This window comes from Cobetia sp. BL01 (assembly GCF_056493605.1).
Genome location: NZ_JBVBEE010000005.1, coordinates 180,666 through 196,250 on the forward strand (window position 1 = coordinate 180,666; position 15,585 = coordinate 196,250).

The 15,585-nt window shown below is 63.8% G+C and carries 12 protein-coding genes, 1 other RNA gene and 1 pseudogene; 8 read left to right on the plus strand and 6 right to left on the minus strand.

The annotated features are described in order from the left end of the window. Positions 1-1,323 carry a lipid IV(A) 3-deoxy-D-manno-octulosonic acid transferase gene (gene waaA, locus ACZYGA_RS11415; RefSeq protein WP_479399229.1) on the plus strand — a complete coding sequence of 441 codons (1,323 nt, stop codon included), beginning with the start codon at positions 1-3 and terminating at the stop codon, positions 1,321-1,323. 177 nt (positions 1,324-1,500) lie between these two features. On the opposite strand, the gene ACZYGA_RS11420 is transcribed toward waaA, so the two are convergent. Continuing rightward, positions 1,501-2,277, minus strand: a complete 777-nt coding sequence (locus ACZYGA_RS11420; protein WP_077379702.1) for a DeoR/GlpR family DNA-binding transcription regulator — start codon at positions 2,275-2,277, stop codon at positions 1,501-1,503. Positions 2,278-2,584: 307 nt separating this feature from the next. On the opposite strand from ACZYGA_RS11420, the gene ACZYGA_RS11425 reads away from it, so the two are divergent. Both ACZYGA_RS11425 and ACZYGA_RS11430 read left to right on the plus strand, forming a co-directional pair. After that, positions 2,585-3,853, plus strand: coding sequence for a NupC/NupG family nucleoside CNT transporter (locus ACZYGA_RS11425; RefSeq protein ID WP_077379699.1), 1,269 nt, complete (start codon positions 2,585-2,587; stop codon positions 3,851-3,853). A 279-nt stretch (positions 3,854-4,132) separates the two neighbouring features. Beyond that, the gene (locus tag ACZYGA_RS11430) at positions 4,133-4,987 is read left to right on the plus strand and encodes an outer membrane protein OmpK (protein ID WP_077379697.1); all 855 of its coding nucleotides are present in this window, start codon (positions 4,133-4,135) and stop codon (positions 4,985-4,987) included. Positions 4,988-5,106: 119 nt separating this feature from the next. Here the strand turns inward: ACZYGA_RS11430 and ACZYGA_RS11435 are convergent, their stop codons facing one another. After that, positions 5,107-5,802: a DUF3157 family protein gene (locus tag ACZYGA_RS11435; RefSeq protein ID WP_479399231.1), complete on the minus strand. Its 696-nt coding sequence runs from the start codon at positions 5,800-5,802 to the stop codon at positions 5,107-5,109. A 13-nt stretch (positions 5,803-5,815) separates the two neighbouring features. Further along, positions 5,816-6,487 (minus strand): ribose-5-phosphate isomerase RpiA, encoded by a 672-nt coding sequence (rpiA, locus tag ACZYGA_RS11440; protein ID WP_077379692.1) that lies wholly within the window; start codon positions 6,485-6,487, stop codon positions 5,816-5,818. A 256-nt stretch (positions 6,488-6,743) separates the two neighbouring features. On the opposite strand from rpiA, the pseudogene ilvA reads away from it, so the two are divergent. Continuing rightward, positions 6,744-8,279 (plus strand): annotated as a pseudogene (ilvA, locus tag ACZYGA_RS11445) (threonine ammonia-lyase, biosynthetic); the annotation flags it as partial. Between the two features lie 673 nt (positions 8,280-8,952). Here the strand turns inward: ilvA and ACZYGA_RS11450 are convergent. The 3 genes from ACZYGA_RS11450 to ACZYGA_RS11460 all read right to left on the minus strand — a co-directional run bounded on the left by ACZYGA_RS11450 (position 8,953) and on the right by ACZYGA_RS11460 (position 10,337). Beyond that, positions 8,953-9,681: a 5-formyltetrahydrofolate cyclo-ligase gene (locus tag ACZYGA_RS11450; RefSeq protein WP_136939481.1), complete on the minus strand. Its 729-nt coding sequence runs from the start codon at positions 9,679-9,681 to the stop codon at positions 8,953-8,955. A 22-nt stretch (positions 9,682-9,703) separates the two neighbouring features. After that, a non-coding RNA gene (gene ssrS, locus ACZYGA_RS11455) (6S RNA) lies at positions 9,704-9,886 on the minus strand. An 88-nt stretch (positions 9,887-9,974) separates the two neighbouring features. Then, positions 9,975-10,337, minus strand: a complete 363-nt coding sequence (locus ACZYGA_RS11460) for a cell division protein ZapA (RefSeq protein ID WP_479399232.1) — start codon at positions 10,335-10,337, stop codon at positions 9,975-9,977. 259 nt (positions 10,338-10,596) lie between these two features. On the opposite strand from ACZYGA_RS11460, the gene ACZYGA_RS11465 reads away from it, so the two are divergent. From ACZYGA_RS11465 to ACZYGA_RS11480, 4 genes are all read left to right on the plus strand, one after another. Then, positions 10,597-11,238 carry a UPF0149 family protein gene (locus ACZYGA_RS11465; RefSeq protein WP_077379685.1) on the plus strand — a complete coding sequence of 214 codons (642 nt, stop codon included), beginning with the start codon at positions 10,597-10,599 and terminating at the stop codon, positions 11,236-11,238. A 152-nt stretch (positions 11,239-11,390) separates the two neighbouring features. Beyond that, positions 11,391-12,734: a Xaa-Pro aminopeptidase gene (gene pepP / locus ACZYGA_RS11470; protein ID WP_479399233.1), complete on the plus strand. Its 1,344-nt coding sequence runs from the start codon at positions 11,391-11,393 to the stop codon at positions 12,732-12,734. 4 nt (positions 12,735-12,738) lie between these two features. Continuing rightward, positions 12,739-13,986, plus strand: a complete 1,248-nt coding sequence (gene ubiH, locus ACZYGA_RS11475) for a 2-octaprenyl-6-methoxyphenyl hydroxylase (protein ID WP_479399234.1) — start codon at positions 12,739-12,741, stop codon at positions 13,984-13,986. Between the two features lie 157 nt (positions 13,987-14,143). Then, positions 14,144-15,472 (plus strand): UbiH/UbiF/VisC/COQ6 family ubiquinone biosynthesis hydroxylase, encoded by a 1,329-nt coding sequence (locus tag ACZYGA_RS11480; protein WP_479399236.1) that lies wholly within the window; start codon positions 14,144-14,146, stop codon positions 15,470-15,472. Positions 15,473-15,585: the final 113 nt, after the last annotated feature.

Consider the following 15,585-nt stretch of genomic DNA (forward strand, 5'->3'; position numbering starts at 1 on the left):
GTGAGCCTTGCCCGTGGCCTCTACAGCACCGCACTGACCCTGCTGTCTCCCCTCATCTGGCAGCGGGTCTGGCGCGAACACGATGATCGGCACTCGCGCCTGGAGCGGCTGGGCATCCTCCCTGCCACGCCTGCCGCCGCGCCGGACCGCGAGCGCCCCATCTGGCTGCATGCGGCCTCGTTGGGCGAGATGGTCATGATGGCCAGCGCCATCGAGGCGCTGCGGCGCCGCTATCCCCTCCGCCCGCTGATCGTGACCACCATGACCGCGACGGGGGCTGCCCAGGCGGCTCGCCTGTTGCACACGCCTGAGGGAACGCCCGAGCTTGCCCCTGCGCGGCATCATTATCTGCCACTGGACTTTCCCTGCAGCGCACGTCGCTTCGTGTCTCGCCTGCGGCCGGCCTTGGTCGTGCTGGTGGAAACCGAGCTGTGGCCGAATCTGATCGCAAGCTGTGCGCGCCAGAGGATACCCGTGAGCGTGGTCAATGCGCGGCTGTCACCGCGCGCCTTCACACGCTACCGCAAGATCGGGGCCTTGATGCGCGAGACGTTGTCGCAGGTGAGCGCGCTGACGGCCAAGGCGCCGGAAGATCTCGAGCGTTTCATCGCGCTTGGGCTTCCTGCGGCGCGGGGGAAGACGGTCGGTTCACTCAAGTTCGAGCTCGAGATACCGCCACAGGCCGTCGCGGCAGGCAAGGGACTGCGCGAGCAGTTCCAGGGGCGGCGGGTGTGGATCGCCGCCTCGACACACGAGGGGGAAGATGCCCTGATGCTGGACGCCCACGCAGCCGTGCGTGCTCGGCATCCTGATGCCTTGCTGCTACTGGTGCCGCGCCATCCGCAACGCTTCGAGACGGTCGCCGCACAGAGTGCGAGCTGGTGTGAGTCACGCGGGGAAACCTGCCTGCGTCGCAGCCACATGCATGCGGAAAGCCGCCTCGAGAAGAGCCGTCTGTCGGTGCTGGTCGGCGATAGCCTGGGCGAGCTGCTCGCCCTGTATGCGGCGAGCGATGTCGCCTTCGTCGGCGGCAGCTTGGTGCCCATCGGCGGGCATAATCTGCTCGAACCGGCCGCGCTTGGGCTGCCACTGTTGAGTGGCCCATCGCTTGAGAACTTCAGTGAGATCGCCGAGGTGATGACGGCGGAAGGAGCTCTGCAGGTCGTCGATGATGCCGAGGCGCTGGCCGAGGCCGTCATCACCCTGCTGGAAGATGAGTCGCAGCGCCAACGGGCAGGGCAGGCGGCGCGTGAACGGGTAGCCCGCAATCGCGGGGCGCTGGCAGGGACACTGCAGCAGCTGGAAGACCTGTTGCCGAGCTGAGCCGACGAGAGACGGAGGTGAGCTCGCCATGCCGATTTCGGTCGTGGGGGATGCACGCCACTGGGGCATCAATGGGAAGATCATACGCAGAAACGCCGCACCATCGTGCGGCGTTTCTGCGTATGGACCTCGCGTGGGGCGAGGTCAGCGCTCACTCACCGAAGCGCAGGCCCTGTCTCAGCACTCGATGAGCTGCGCCGTCACGCCCATGTCGGCATCCAGACCCTCCAGGCAATCGCGCGCTGCGGCGCTGGCATTGCTGATCACCACATCGAAGCTTTCCAGTGGCGCGATGAAGGCCGGGCGTACCATCTCGAACTTGCGGGCATCGATGATCAGGAAGCGCTGCATGGCGCTTTCCAGCGCGGCCTGCTTGGCCGCCACCTCATGAAAGTGGAAGCAGCTGACGCCGCGCTCGGCGTGCACGCCACCGGCCGAGAGAAATGCCTTGTTGATGCCCAGACGGCGAATGGCTTCCGGCATGTCGGTGGCGGTAAAGGACTGGGTGGCCGGATGAAACAGTCCGCCCAGCATGACCAGTCGCACGCCGGGCAGGTGGCCGACGGCATTGGCGACATTCAGGGCGCAGGTCACCAGGGTCAGTGTCATCTGACGATCCAGTGCCGCGGCCAGGTGGACCAGGGTCGTCCCGCAATCCACGTACAGGGTATCGCCGTCCTCGATGTGACTGGCCAGTCGCTGGCACAACGCTTGCTTGATAGGAGCGCTGGCATCGATCTCGCGGTCGAGACGATAGACGCTGCTGGCGGAAGATTCCGCTAGCAGCAGGCGTCCCCCCAGTATCTCCAACAGCCCGTTGCTGTGAGTGACATCACGACGAATCGTCATCTCGGACACGCCGCAGAGCTGCGCGGCGTCGCTGAGCTGCAGTGGGCTGCCCTCGCGCAGGATGGCCTGCAAGCGGTCAAGGCGTGCAGCGCTTTGGTTGTTCATGCGGCAGGGTCCTTTTTTGCCGATGGCGGTGAGAAAGCGTTGGAGAAGCCAACATGCCCTCGGGTCATGGTGTGATGATAACTCACTGACTGGCAGGGATAACTTTTCTCGCGTGAGAGATCCGCGCGGGCGTTGCAGGAAAGCAAGGCCCGAATCGCTCAAGCGTTTGCATTGACTCCTTGGTCAGATTGTGACTCTTTTAACATGCTGAGAAAAAATCATAACACCGTGTCCCGTTGAGAATCGCGGCGACATCGCGCACAAGCGCATTCCATAACAAGCACAAGAACACATCAGGACCTTCCCAATGAATCCCCTCATGAGTCTGGTCGGGATGGCATCGCTCATCCTCATCGCCGTGGCGTTGTCATCGAATCGACGCGCCATCCGCCTGCGCACCGTCGGGGGTGCCTTTGCCATCCAGTTGGCCATCGGTGCCTTCGTGCTCTACACCTCCTTCGGCCAGGGTGTGCTGGCCGGTGTCTCAGGCGCCGTCAGTCAGGTCGTCAATTATGCCGATCAAGGCATCAGCTTCCTGTTCGGCAGTCTGGCCAATCCGGGCAGCGGTGTCGGCTTCATCTTCGCCATCAAGGTGCTGCCGATCATCATCTTCTTCTCGTCGCTGATCGCGGTGCTCTACTACCTCGGCATCATGCAGTGGGTGATTCGCCTGCTGGGGGGCGGCCTGCAGCGCGTGCTGGGAACGTCGCGCACGGAATCCCTCTCCGCGACCGCCAACATCTTCGTCGGACAGACGGAGGCACCGCTGGTGGTCAAGCCCTATCTGGCGAGCATGACGCGTTCCGAGCTGTTCGCCGTGATGTGTGGTGGTCTGGCATCCGTCGCCGGCTCCGTACTGGGTGGCTACGCGGCGCTGGGCATCCCGATGGAGTATCTGGTGGCGGCGTCCTTCATGGCAGCGCCCGGCGGCTTGCTGTTCGCCAAGCTTCTGTTCCCGGAGACTGACAAGCCGGATGACTCGATCGCCGTGGCGGATGCCTCGCTCAAGGATGACGACGCACCGTCCAACGTGCTGGACGCTGCGGCATCCGGTGCGTCTTCCGGCCTGAAACTGGCCGCCAATGTCGGCGCGATGCTGCTGGCCTTCATCGCCTTGATCGGGCTGATCAACGGCATTCTCGGTGGCGTCGGCGGCTGGTTCGGCATGGACACACTGAGTCTCGACATGATTCTCGGCTGGCTCTTCGCGCCGTTGGCCTTCCTGTTGGGCGTGCCATGGAGCGAGGCGACGCTGGCGGGGTCCTTCATCGGTCAGAAGCTGGTGGTGAACGAGTTCGTCGCCTACATCAATCTGGCGCCCTACCTGAGTGGCGACAGTCTCGTGGCCGCCACGGGTGCGGTGATGACGCCCTACACCATGGCCGTGCTGTCCTTCGCGCTGTGCGGCTTCGCCAACCTGTCGTCCATCGCCATTCTGCTCGGCGGGTTGGGCAGCCTGGCCCCGACGCGCCGGCATGAGATCGCCAGCCTGGGTCTCAAGGCGGTACTGGCCGGTACGCTTTCCAATCTGATGTCGGCGGCGATCGCCGGCTTCTTCCTGGCGCTGGCGGCCTGATCGGGATGTCGCCCATCTCACAGTGGATGGGCGATTCGAAGAGGTGTCGCCTTCGGTGTGTAAATGTTCACAAACCAGCCGTTGGTGACAGGGAAATCCGCCAAACGTCGCCCTATCGTTTTTGCGAGGAAGTGCTAACATCGCGCCCTTTGCAAATCCGGCGCAGCCCGACGACGAAGCGGGCGGCATGGGGCGACGCTGATGGCAGACGTCGTTCATGACGGGCAATAACCACAACAATTCAGAACAGTTGATTACTCAAGACAGGATCATTTCGCGATGACTATGCTCAAGACCGTCGCGGCCAGTGCACTGGCCGCCACTACCCTCCTGACGGCTGCCGCGCCAGCCCAGGCCACCGATTTCAATGGCGACATCCACGCCAATGACTACAAGTGGCTGACCTTCAATCTGATGCGCAGCGAGGACAACCGTCTGCCGTTCCGCAACAGTGAAGATACCTATCTGGAAATGGAATTCGGTGGCCGTTCGGGCATCGTCGATCTCTACGGCTATGTCGATTTCTTCGACATCTTCGATGACAGCTCGGATGACCTCAATGGCGGCGACAACTTCTTCGCCAAGCTGGCCCCGCGCTTCTCGCTGGACGCCATGACCGGTCACGACCTGTCCTTCGGCCCGGTGGACGAGCTTTACATCGCCACCGTCACCAACATCGGTGACAACGGCGCATTCGGCGGTCTGTGGGAGCACTATGTCGGTCTGGGCAGCGATGTGCAGGTGCCATGGTTCGGCAAGATGGGCTTCAACCTCTACGCCCGCTACGTGCGTGAGAACTACGGCGGTGAAGACGAGAGCAAGTGGGACGGCTACATGGCGTCCACCAACTGGTTCAAGCCGTTCGTCAACTTCGAGGACGGTAGCTTCATCGCCTATCAGGGCTATCTGGACTACAAGTTCGATGCCGATGAAGTGGGCAGCCAGGACGGTCGCAGCATCAACAGCATGGAGTGGTTCAACGGCATCTACTACCACACCCAGCGTTTCGCGGTGGGTTACGGCCTGAAGTACTACAACAACATGGCGTTCTTCACCGATGGCTCCACCGCCACTGGCGTGCGTCAGGACACCACCGGCTTCGGCAACTACTTCAGCATCAACTACAAGTTCTGATCACCGCTTCGCTCTCGATGAGCGACCGGCGCGCAAACAGAAACGGGAAGCCCCTCAGGGCTTCCCGTTTTTCGTCTGGCTGCTCTGGCGTCTGACACCTGGAAGCTGACATATGGTGATCAGCGGAACTCGACCTCGCTGACTTCCACGCGCACCAGCTGGCGGGACCAGCTGCCGTCCGGCAGGGCGATGCGCACGCTACGTCCCTCACGGGTCTGGCCGGGGCGCAGGTAGGTCTCGGGCAGCCGATACTCGCCGACCCACAGCGGCGCCTCGCGCGTCGCCAGCAGACGGCCATCGTCGCCATATAGACGCAGTCTTGCCCGGGTGGCGATGACGTTCTGCCCGGCGGTGTTCTGGATCTCGAAGCGCAGCACGGCGTCGCCATCGTCGATGTCCACGGCGGTCAGTCGTGCGACGACCCCATCACGATGTCCCTCGCTCAGCAGCGTCGGATTGGCCAGTGCGCTGGCATTGAGGCGTGCCTGGGCCGGAGCCGAGACGTTGGCGCGGGCCGGCACTGGTTGCCCTGCATCGCCAGCGGCAGGCGTATTCGCGGGTACCACCGGCAGGGCGGACGAGGTGGGTATCGTCGCGCTGCCGAGCGTCGAGCGTGGGCTCTGCTCGTCAGAGACTTCCAGCAGATACTCCCAGCTGTGGTCCGGCTTGAGCAGCACCTTGACGCCATTATCCAGCGTGATGGTCGTCGGAGAGCTGATCGGCAGGCTGTCTGCCATCAGCACCGGGCTGAGCAGGGCAGCGGCCAGAAGCGACAGGCCTCGGGTGCCAAGGTGGCGCGTGATCTTCCATGTCATCAGGCGAGCCTCCTCAGGCAGTGATGCGCTCGACACCTGTCTCGCGACCGACCAGCAGCACATCGGCGCCACGGGCGGCGAACAGACCATTGGTGACGACGCCGACGATGGCATTGATGCGGGCTTCCATGGTGATCGGGTCTTCGATCAGGAAGTTGTAGCAATCGAGGATGCGGTTGCCGTTGTCCGTCAGAACGCCTTCACGATAGACCGGGTCCGCGCCCAGCTTGACCAGTTCGCGCGCGACGTAGGAACGTGCCATCGGAATGACTTCCACCGGCAGCGGGAAGCCACCGAGGATGTCGACCTGCTTCGAGCCATCGGCGATGCACACGAAACGCTCAGCGCAGGCCGCGACGATCTTCTCGCGGGTCAGCGCCGCACCACCGCCCTTGATCATCGCCAGACGCGGATCGATCTCGTCGGCACCATCCACGTACACCGGCACGGTGCCCACATGGTTGAGCTCGTAGACGTCGATGCCGTGGCCCTTGAGGCGCTGGGCAGTGGCTTCGGAGCTGGCGACGGCGCCGGCAAAGTCGTGGCGAACCTCCGCCAGAGCATCGATGAACAGGTTGGCGGTGGAGCCGGTGCCGACGCCGATGATGGTGTCGCGGTTCAGCAGCGGGCGGATCTCATCAAGGGCAGCGCGGGCCACGGCTTGCTTCAGCTCATCCTGGGTCATGTCATACCTCGGGTCGGTGGGGCAGGGGTGGAGAGTGGCGGTCATCGCGTCGGCAAGGGAGCCTGGCGCGTATCCCGACGTGTCTGTGCCTCATGCTGCTGCACGGCAACCAGATGCGCAGACAGGGAGCGAGTCGGGCGACGCAACGCGAGAAAACGCCACATTATAACGGCAAACGTCGCGATGGCGCTGGACGCTCTCGCCGGCGGTCTGATAACAATGGGGGTTCGGTCGCACCCATGCGGCCCGCGCTGCGACACATCAGGACATTCCTATAATGCTCGAACACTACGTCAAGAAAATCCTGTCGGCTCGTGTCTATGAAGCCGCCCATGAAACCCCGCTCTCGTCAGCCCCGATGCTGTCACGTCGTTTCAGCAACCAGATCTTCATCAAGCGGGAAGACCTGCAGCCCGTCTACTCCTTCAAGATTCGCGGCGCCTACAACAAGATGGCGCAGCTGAGCGATGAGCAGAAGGCCTGTGGCGTGATTGCCGCCTCGGCGGGCAACCATGCCCAGGGACTGGCGATGGCAGCCAAGCTGATGGGCGTGAAGGCCGTCATCGTCATGCCGCGCATCACGCCGGAGATCAAGGTGCAGGCGGTGCGTGAACGCGGCGCACGCGTGGTGCTCAAGGGCGATGCCTTTCCCGAGGCGCTCGCGCATGCCCAGGCATTGATGCAAGAGCATGGCTACACCTTCATTCCGCCCTTCGATGACCCGGACGTGATCGCCGGGCAGGGGACGGTGGGCATGGAGATCCTGCGTCAGCACCCGGGCAAGATCGATGCGATCTTCGTGCCGGTGGGCGGCGGTGGCCTGATTGCCGGTGTCGCGGCCTACGTGAAGTATCTGCGTCCGGACATTCGTGTCATCGGTGTCGAGGCTGAGGATGCGGCCTGCCTCAAGGCGGCCATGGAGGCCGGCGAGCGTGTGGTGCTGGACCAGGTCGGCGTGTTCGCCGAGGGGGTGGCCGTGGCGCAGATCGGCGAGGCGCCGTTCGAGATCATCCGCCATACCGTCGATGAAGTGATCACCGTCAATACCGATGAGATGTGCGCGGCGGTCAAGGATATCTTCGAGGACACGCGCGCCGTGTCAGAGACCAGCGGCGCTCTGTCGCTGGCGGGCCTCAAGAAGTACATCCAGCAGACTGGCGCGGAAGGGCAGACGCTGGTCTGCATCAACTCCGGGGCCAATACCAACTTCGATCGCCTGCAGCATATCGCCGAGCGCACCGAGCTCGGCGAGCAGCGGGAAGCCATTCTGGCGGTCACCTTGCCGGAGCGCCCCGGGGCCTACAAGCAGTTCTGCAAGGTGATCGGCAAGCGCATGGTCACCGAGTTCAACTACCGCTATGCCAATCCGGAGGAGGCGCACGTCTTCGTCGGTGTCCAGGTCAAGCCGGGCGGGGAAGACCGCGCAGCGGTGGTCGAGAAGCTGCGTGAGGCGGGCTACGCGGTGGAGGATCTCACCGACAACGAGCTGGCCAAGCTGCACACGCGTCATCTGGTCGGGGGGCGCACCAGCAGCGACCTCGAGGAGGAGGTCTATCGCTTCGAGTTCCCGGAACGTCCTGGTGCCCTGATGAACTTCCTGACCCATCTGCCTGCGGACTGGAACATCTCGCTGTTCCACTATCGCAATCACGGCGCGTCCCATGGGCGAGTCCTGATCGGCATGCAGGTGCCCAATGGGGATCGCGCCGAGGTCGAGAAGTATTTCGCGGAGATCGGCTATCGCTTCTGGAAGGAAAGCGACAATCCGGCCTATCGCCTCTTCCTGTCGTGATGTCGGCCATGCCTCGCCTGCCTGGATGAGGTCGCTCTGAATCAAGTGGGCATCAGGCGGATGGCATTCATGATTGGCAGTATGAAAAAGCCCCTGTTCTCGTCTGAGAGCAGGGGCTTTTCTCGTCATGATGGTGAATGGCATGACTGATGACTTGTACTCAGGTGGGGCGTCAGAGATATCGAACGTTGTTTTCCCTCCAGGCCTTGCCAGCCCTCGCCTGCAGCGCGAAATGCAAGCGTGGAAAAACGTTCATTCATACGGCTGCATGGTGATTGTCATACGCAGGTCAGATGCCTATCATCGTGGGCACTGTCAGGAAGACAGTCATCGACAACCGTCACGCGAAAGCCACTGACGATATAAGAAGAAGCCCGCTCTCATGAAACGCAAGCCCGATCTGGTCATGGCCCTGGTATTCATTTTCGGGATTGGTGTCGTCGCCACCGGCTACGCCCAGACCGTCATGGGTTCCTGAATCGTGCACTGCCGCCTTCGGGCGGCAGTGGCGTTTTCAGAGGGAGAGTCGTTCTCGCGCTCTGCCTTTCTGCCCTCTTTTCCCTCCCGCTCTTCTCCTTGATCTCCAGGCACGTCTGCTCCCCCTCAAGTCCGAGCACGCCCGCGACATGCTGGCGCCGTTGACCGCCCGTGCGTGACTGCCCCTGCGTGAGCATCATGACGATGCGTTCCCATGCCTGCGGCCTGGGCGCACGATCTCGCGATCACTGACGATGGCATCCAGCGGTATGTCCCAGGCTTGTACCGGCAAGGCCGGCACCTTCTGACAGTGATGGGCGAGGCCGATCAACCTCGGTCTTGGCCCGGCGCGACGGGTGAAGGCGAAGCTGCGGTCATAGAAACCGCCCCCCATGCCGATCCGTGCGCCAGCCTCATCGAACCCCACCAGCGGCATCAGCACGATATCCAATGCCCAGGCCGGCAGGCGTCGGCCCTTGTGGGCTCCGAAGCGCGTGTCAGGTTCGGCGATGCCGAAGCGATTGCTCACCAGTGGGGTATGGTCGTCGTAGCGGACGAACCAGAGTGAGTTGACCGCGAAGGGTCGCAGGACCGGTAGATAGACGCGTGCTCCCCGACGTTGCAGCCATCGGCACAGACGGGTGGCGTCGATTTCGCCATCATTGGGCAGGTACAGGGCGATGTCCCGGGCACGCAGCAGTTCCGGCAGACGCTTCAGTCGTCGCAATAGGGCCTGCTCGGCATTACGGCGCTCGGGGGCCGTCAACTGGCGTCGCCGTTGGCGTAGCAAGCGTCTCAGGGCGCGGCGATCCGCAGTGGGGTGATCAAGCTCGCTGGACAATGGCCAGAGCGTGACATCACGTGAAAGCGAGGGAGGCGAATAGTGATTCGCGAGGGCGGCGCGAGCCGCAGGGGGTTTGAGCATGCCTGACATTCTCCGTCAGACAGGGTTCTCCAAGGTGCCGGTGTTACCGGGGGCCCTTGAACCCAGCGGTTCAAGGTGGGTAGTCCCGCGCAGCGCATCAGGCTTTCCGACGCACGGACATGCACACAGCACTGCGCAGTGGACTCCCTGGGAATAGCTTATAAGCTCGAGGGACATCGGCAACTGTCGTACACCCCAGAGAACTCCTTCAGTCTACCAAACCCCGTCTGCCGGCCCAAGGCTTAATCCTGTCGGGAACAGACTGTTGCTGAAATTTATCAGTTGTTTGATTCTCAAGCGTTTTTTGCTTTATCAGCGCGCGCCTTCGCACGTTGGACAGACTCGGCTGGTACCTGCTTGAGGGCCGCATCCAGCTGGCGATCCAGCGCCGTGAGGCGTGTCTCGAAATCCTGCTGCATGGCGCGTTCGCTGTCGCGGCTGTTGATCAGTTCGTGAGAGATGTTGAGCGCGGCCATCAGGGCGACCTTGTCGGCACTGATGGTATTGCCACGTTGCTGGATGCCTTGCATGGCGAGATCCAGGTAGGCCGCCGCACGGGTCAAGCCATCTTCCTCGCCGGGTTGGCAGCTGACAGTATAGCTGCGGCCGAGCAGGCTGATCTCGGTGGTATTGCGGGGAGTCGTGGAGTCGCTCATGTCAGTCCTCTCGGGCCATGTCCGGCGTCGTCCTGATTGACGGCGGCGTCCTTGACTGGGCGTCACCTCGCAGTGAGGACGGCAAGCCAGAAGGAGGGCCAGTGCGGTAAGATGGGGGCATTCTCGAGCCACTATAGAGAGCCGCTTCTGGAGGGTCAACGCGCTGCGCAGTGCGGCTGTCACCCAGCATGGCGCTCAGGGTTCGAGCGGTAATCGTCGATTGCCGATGCCTTTCTCACCGACTCAATGGACCCGCACCATGGCCATCATCAACGATACCTTCGACTTCTCTCTCGTCGCGGACCAGTTCCTGGTTCACGGCAGCCTGAACAACCCTTCCTTCCTTGATGGACAGCTGGTCGCTGCCCTGGCGATGGATGACATCAGCGCGGAAGACTGGTTGAGCCGCGTCTGTGCCGCATTGGGAGTGGAGCAACCGGCCACCCGTGAAGCGGGCGAGGTGTTCCTCAGCTGGCGCACGCGCAACCAGGAGCGCCTGGCGGCCAGCGAGATGAGCTTCGAGCCGCTGTTGCCGGACGACATGTTCTCCCTGGCCGAGCGTGGCCAGAGCCTGCGTGAGTGGACGCTGGGCTTCCAGGAAGAGCTGGCAGGCGTCGATGGCGAGGTCCGCAAGGGCTGGAGCCAGGCATTGCGTGATGCGCTGAGCGATGTCGAGGCCATTTCGAGCGGTCTGGCCAACGCCGAGGACCTGGATGACGACAATGCCGAGGACGAGGCGGATCTGTTCGCGCTGGCCGACCACGTGCGCATGGCGGCCCTGCTGCTGTATACCGAGCAGCACCCGGGCAACCCGGACGTCGAGAAGCCCAGTGACGATCAGTTGCCGGAAGGCGGACTTGAAGGCAGTCTCGGGGTCAGCTCGCGCAACGACACTCACTGAGTGAGGCAGATTGCCGCTCGCAATACCCGGCGGCCGACCCCATTTCGGGAAGGATTGTCCCTTCGGGAGCCTCGTCCTTTCCCGCCACATTCTGATTCGTGTCGGGCAGGCCATGACATGCCTGCCCGACACGGACCCCGACGGAGAACGCCATGATCGTCCCTGAAATCCTGCCTGCGCCGGCGGCGCTGACTGCTGATGACTTCTCGGCGCGTCGCCAGCGTCTGATGACGCAGCTGCCTCGTGATGCCGCGGTACTGGTGTTGTCGTCCGGCCTGGCGCAGCGCAACCGTGACAGTGAGTTCACCTTCCGTCAGAACAGTGACTTTCACTACCTGACCGGCTGGCCGGAACCGGAAGCGGCATTGTTGCTGTTGCCGGGGCGCGCGGAAGGCGAGAGCGTACTGTTCTGTCAGGAAAAGGATCCGCTGGCGGAAGCCTGGACCGGTATCCGTATCGGTGCCGAAGGGGCCGTGACGCAGGCGGGATTCGACCAGGCCTTCACCAATGATCAGCGTGAGGACGTCATGGCCGGTCTGCTGGATGGCCGTGGGCGTCTCTTCGTGCTGTTCGAGGACGACGAGGCTCTGGCGCTGGCGCAATCGCTGCGCGAGGAGCTGGCCGCGGCCGTGCGTCGTGGTGCCCGCCCGCCGGTCGCCTTTGAAGACCTCGCCCCGCTGTTGCATGAGCAGCGCCTGATCAAGGATGAGCGTGAGCTGGCGCTGATGCGTCACGCGGCGGAGATTTCCGCTCGCGCCCACATCCGTGCCATGCGGGCCAGCCGCCCCGGGCTGCACGAGTATCATCTGCAGGCCGAGATCGAGCATGAATTCCAGTGGCAGGGCGCCCCGGCACCCGCGTATACCAGCATCGTCGGTGGTGGCGTGAATGCCTGCGTGCTCCATTACATCGAGAACTGTGCTCCGCTGATCGATGGCGAGCTGGTGCTGATCGATGCTGGCGCGGAGTACGCACTCTATGCCGGCGACATCACCCGTACCTTCCCCGTCAATGGCCGCTTCAGCGAGCCCCAGAAGCGTCTCTACGAGATCGTGCTCAAGGCCCAGGAACGTGCAGTGGCCGCCGTGGTGCCAGGGGCGACGTTGGTGGGCATTCACCAACAGGTGGTGCATGACCTGACCGCCGGCCTCGTCGAACTGGGCCTGCTGCAAGGTGAAGTGGAGGCGTTGATCGCCGATGAGGCCTATCGCCGCTTCTATCTGCATTCCACCTCGCACTGGCTGGGACTGGATGTGCACGATGTCGGCAGTTACCGCGAGAACGGTGAGCCGCGTCCGTTGCTGCCCGGCATGGTGCTGACGGTCGAGCCGGGGCTTTATGTGCCGGACGCCAGTGACATTCCAGCCGAGTATCGGGGGATCGGGATTCGCATCGAGGACGATGTGGTGGTCACCGCGGACGGGCACGAAGTGCTGAGTGCCACGGTTCCCAAATCCGTCGAGGCCATCGAGGCACTGATGCGCGAAGGAGCCTGACATCATGAGTGAGCCAGCGGCAGCATCCCCGGTAACGTCTGCGCCGGAGCGATTCGATGTCGTCATCATCGGTGGTGGCCTGGTGGGCGCGAGCCTGGCCTGTGCCCTTGCACCCTTGATGAAAGGGCAGCAGGAGGATGGGCTGCGCGTGGCGGTGGTCGAGGCCAACCCCTTGCCTCCCGCGGAGGATACCGGGCGTTTCCAGCCCAGTTTCGATGCGCGAGCCAGTGCCATCGCTGCCGGTTCACGCCAGCGCTTCATCGCCTTCGGGCTGTGGGAGGCGATGCGTGAGCACGCCACGCCGATTCGTACCATCCATGTCAGCGAGCGCGGCCATCTCGGGGCCACACGCATGCGGGCCGAGGAACTGGGGGTTCCCGCGCTGGGGCATGTGATCCCTAATGCCTGGATGGGGCGCGTGCTCCATCGGCGTCTGGCGGAACTGCCGCTGACCTGGTACTGCCCGGCACGCGTGGCGCAGATCAGCGTCAGCGCGCAGGGGCACCGCCTGCTGCTGGAGGATGGCCGCCTGATCGAGGCGGGACTGACCGTATTGGCAGATGGCGGGCGCTCGGGGCTCAAGGAGCGTCTCGGCATCCATAGCGAGACGCATGCCTACGAACAACAGGCGCTGATCGCCACCGTCGATATGAGCCAGCCCCACGCAGGGGTGGCCTATGAGCGTTTCACCAGCGAGGGACCGATGGCGCTGCTGCCGCTGGGTGGCCGCCGAATGGAGTTGATCTGGACGCGCTCTCCCGACGAGACGGCTGCGCTGATGGACATGCCGGAGCCCGAGTTTCTCAAGGCGCTTCAGGCTGCCTTCGGCGAGCGGGCCGGCCGTTTCCGGCGGGTCGGGCAGCGCCATGCCTATCCCCTGTCGTTGATACGTGCCAGCGAGGGGACACGTCCCGGACTTGCGGTGCTCGGCAATGCCGCTCACTCGCTGCATCCGGTGGCAGGGCAGGGCTTCAATCTGGCGCTGCGCGGCGTGACGGATCTGGTGGCCGCCATCGCGGCGGGACAGGCACGTGGTGATACCGCTGGCGATGTCAGTGTGCTGAGTGATTTCGAGTCGCGGCGCGGCGCGGACCGCGACAATGTCGTGCTGTTCAGTGATGGCTTGATCCGCCTGTTTGGCGTCGAGAGTCGTTGGCTGGGGCATGCTCGGGCGGCAGGGCTGATCGGTCTGAATCTGGTGTCACCGCTCAAGCGCCTGCTGGCAAGGCGCTCGATGGGCATTGAGCGCTAGGCGTAGCGAGTACTTGCCAACGGGCCAAGCGATGTCGTGAGTTGCGCCACAGGCTTGCGCCACAGGGTGGTGTCGATGAGTGACCAAATCGCCGCCGGATTCACGAGACTCTCGCCAGGAGAGCGACGCGCGACAGGCGTCATACAAGGGAGCAGGCATGAACGAGCATCGGAGATTTGATGCACCGCATGAGGTGGATGTCGCCATCGTGGGCGCCGGTATCGTCGGCGCCACGCTGGCGCTGCTGTTGGGGCAGGGCGGCCTGCGCGTCCTTCTGATCGAGGGTCGCGAGGGCATCGTCGACTGGCAGCCGGCGCTGGCACCGGAGCCGCGTGTCAGTGCGCTGACGCCGGTTTCGCGTCAATTGCTCAGCGGCCTGGGGGTCTGGAAGGACATCGCACAGAGTCGTCTGATGCCCTATACCGGCATGCAGGTCTGGGATGCCGAAGGCAATGGCGAGATAGGCTTCAGTGCCGAGCAAAGCGGCGTGTCGGAGCTTGGGCACATCGTCGAGAATCGGGTCACTCAGGCCGCGCTTGAGCAAGCGATTTCCCGGTGTCCCTCGATCACGCGCCGTTATGGTGTCCGGGTCAGCGGTCTGGGATTGCCCAGGACGGGGTCAGTCTCGGTGGTAAGTGCTTACCAACTTGAGGGGGGCGAGGCAGCAAGCCTGACACTGAGCGACGGTAGCAGCGTCGCGGCGGGGCTGGTGGTGGCGGCTGACGGGGCGCGTTCCCGTCTGCGCGAGCTGGCGGGCATCGAGACCCGTGAGCACGATACCGGCCAGGTGGCGTTGGTCACCACGGTGCGCACGGCGCATTCGCATCAGGGCGTCGCCCGCCAGCGCTTTCTGCCCACCGGGCCGCTGGCCTTCCTGCCGCTGGCGGTCAATTCCGCCCTGGCACATCCCGAGGGCGAGGCATCCGGCGCCCAGCGCCATTGCTCCATCGTCTGGTCCACCACTCCGCAGGAAGCCGAGCGCCTGCTGGCATTGCCCGAGACGGACTTCTGTCATGAGCTCGAAGCAGCCTTCGAGGGAAAGCTCGGCACGGTGGAATATAGTGCCGAACGCTTCAGCTTCCCGTTGCATCAACGCCATGCGCAGGAGTATGTGCTGCCGGGGCTGGCGCTGGTGGGGGATGCCGCGCATGCCATTCACCCGCTGGCGGGGCAGGGGGTCAATCTTGGCCTGATGGATGTCGCCGTGCTGGCGGAAGAACTGCTGGATGGGCACCGCCGCGGCGTGGCACTGGGCGATGAGCGCTGGTTGAAGCGCTATCGTCGACGCCGGCGCAGCGACAATGCCGTGATGCTGAAGATGATGGATGGCTTCCGCCTGCTGTTCGGCAGCCGGAAGCCGGGGGTACGCCTGGTGCGTAACCTGGGACTTGGCTGGGTGGATGGCAGCGTCGAGCTCAAGCGCCTGCTGATGCGCCAGGCGATGGGGGAGCGTGGGGAGTTGCCGGAGAGCTGCCGACCACGCTGACAGTGAGCGCTCACCTCTGGACGTGACAGTTAGCACGACGACAGGCCAGGCGGGAGATGGCAGACCTGCCGATTGGCGCGCGAAAGACGACACGACCCCGCCAGTTGGCGGGG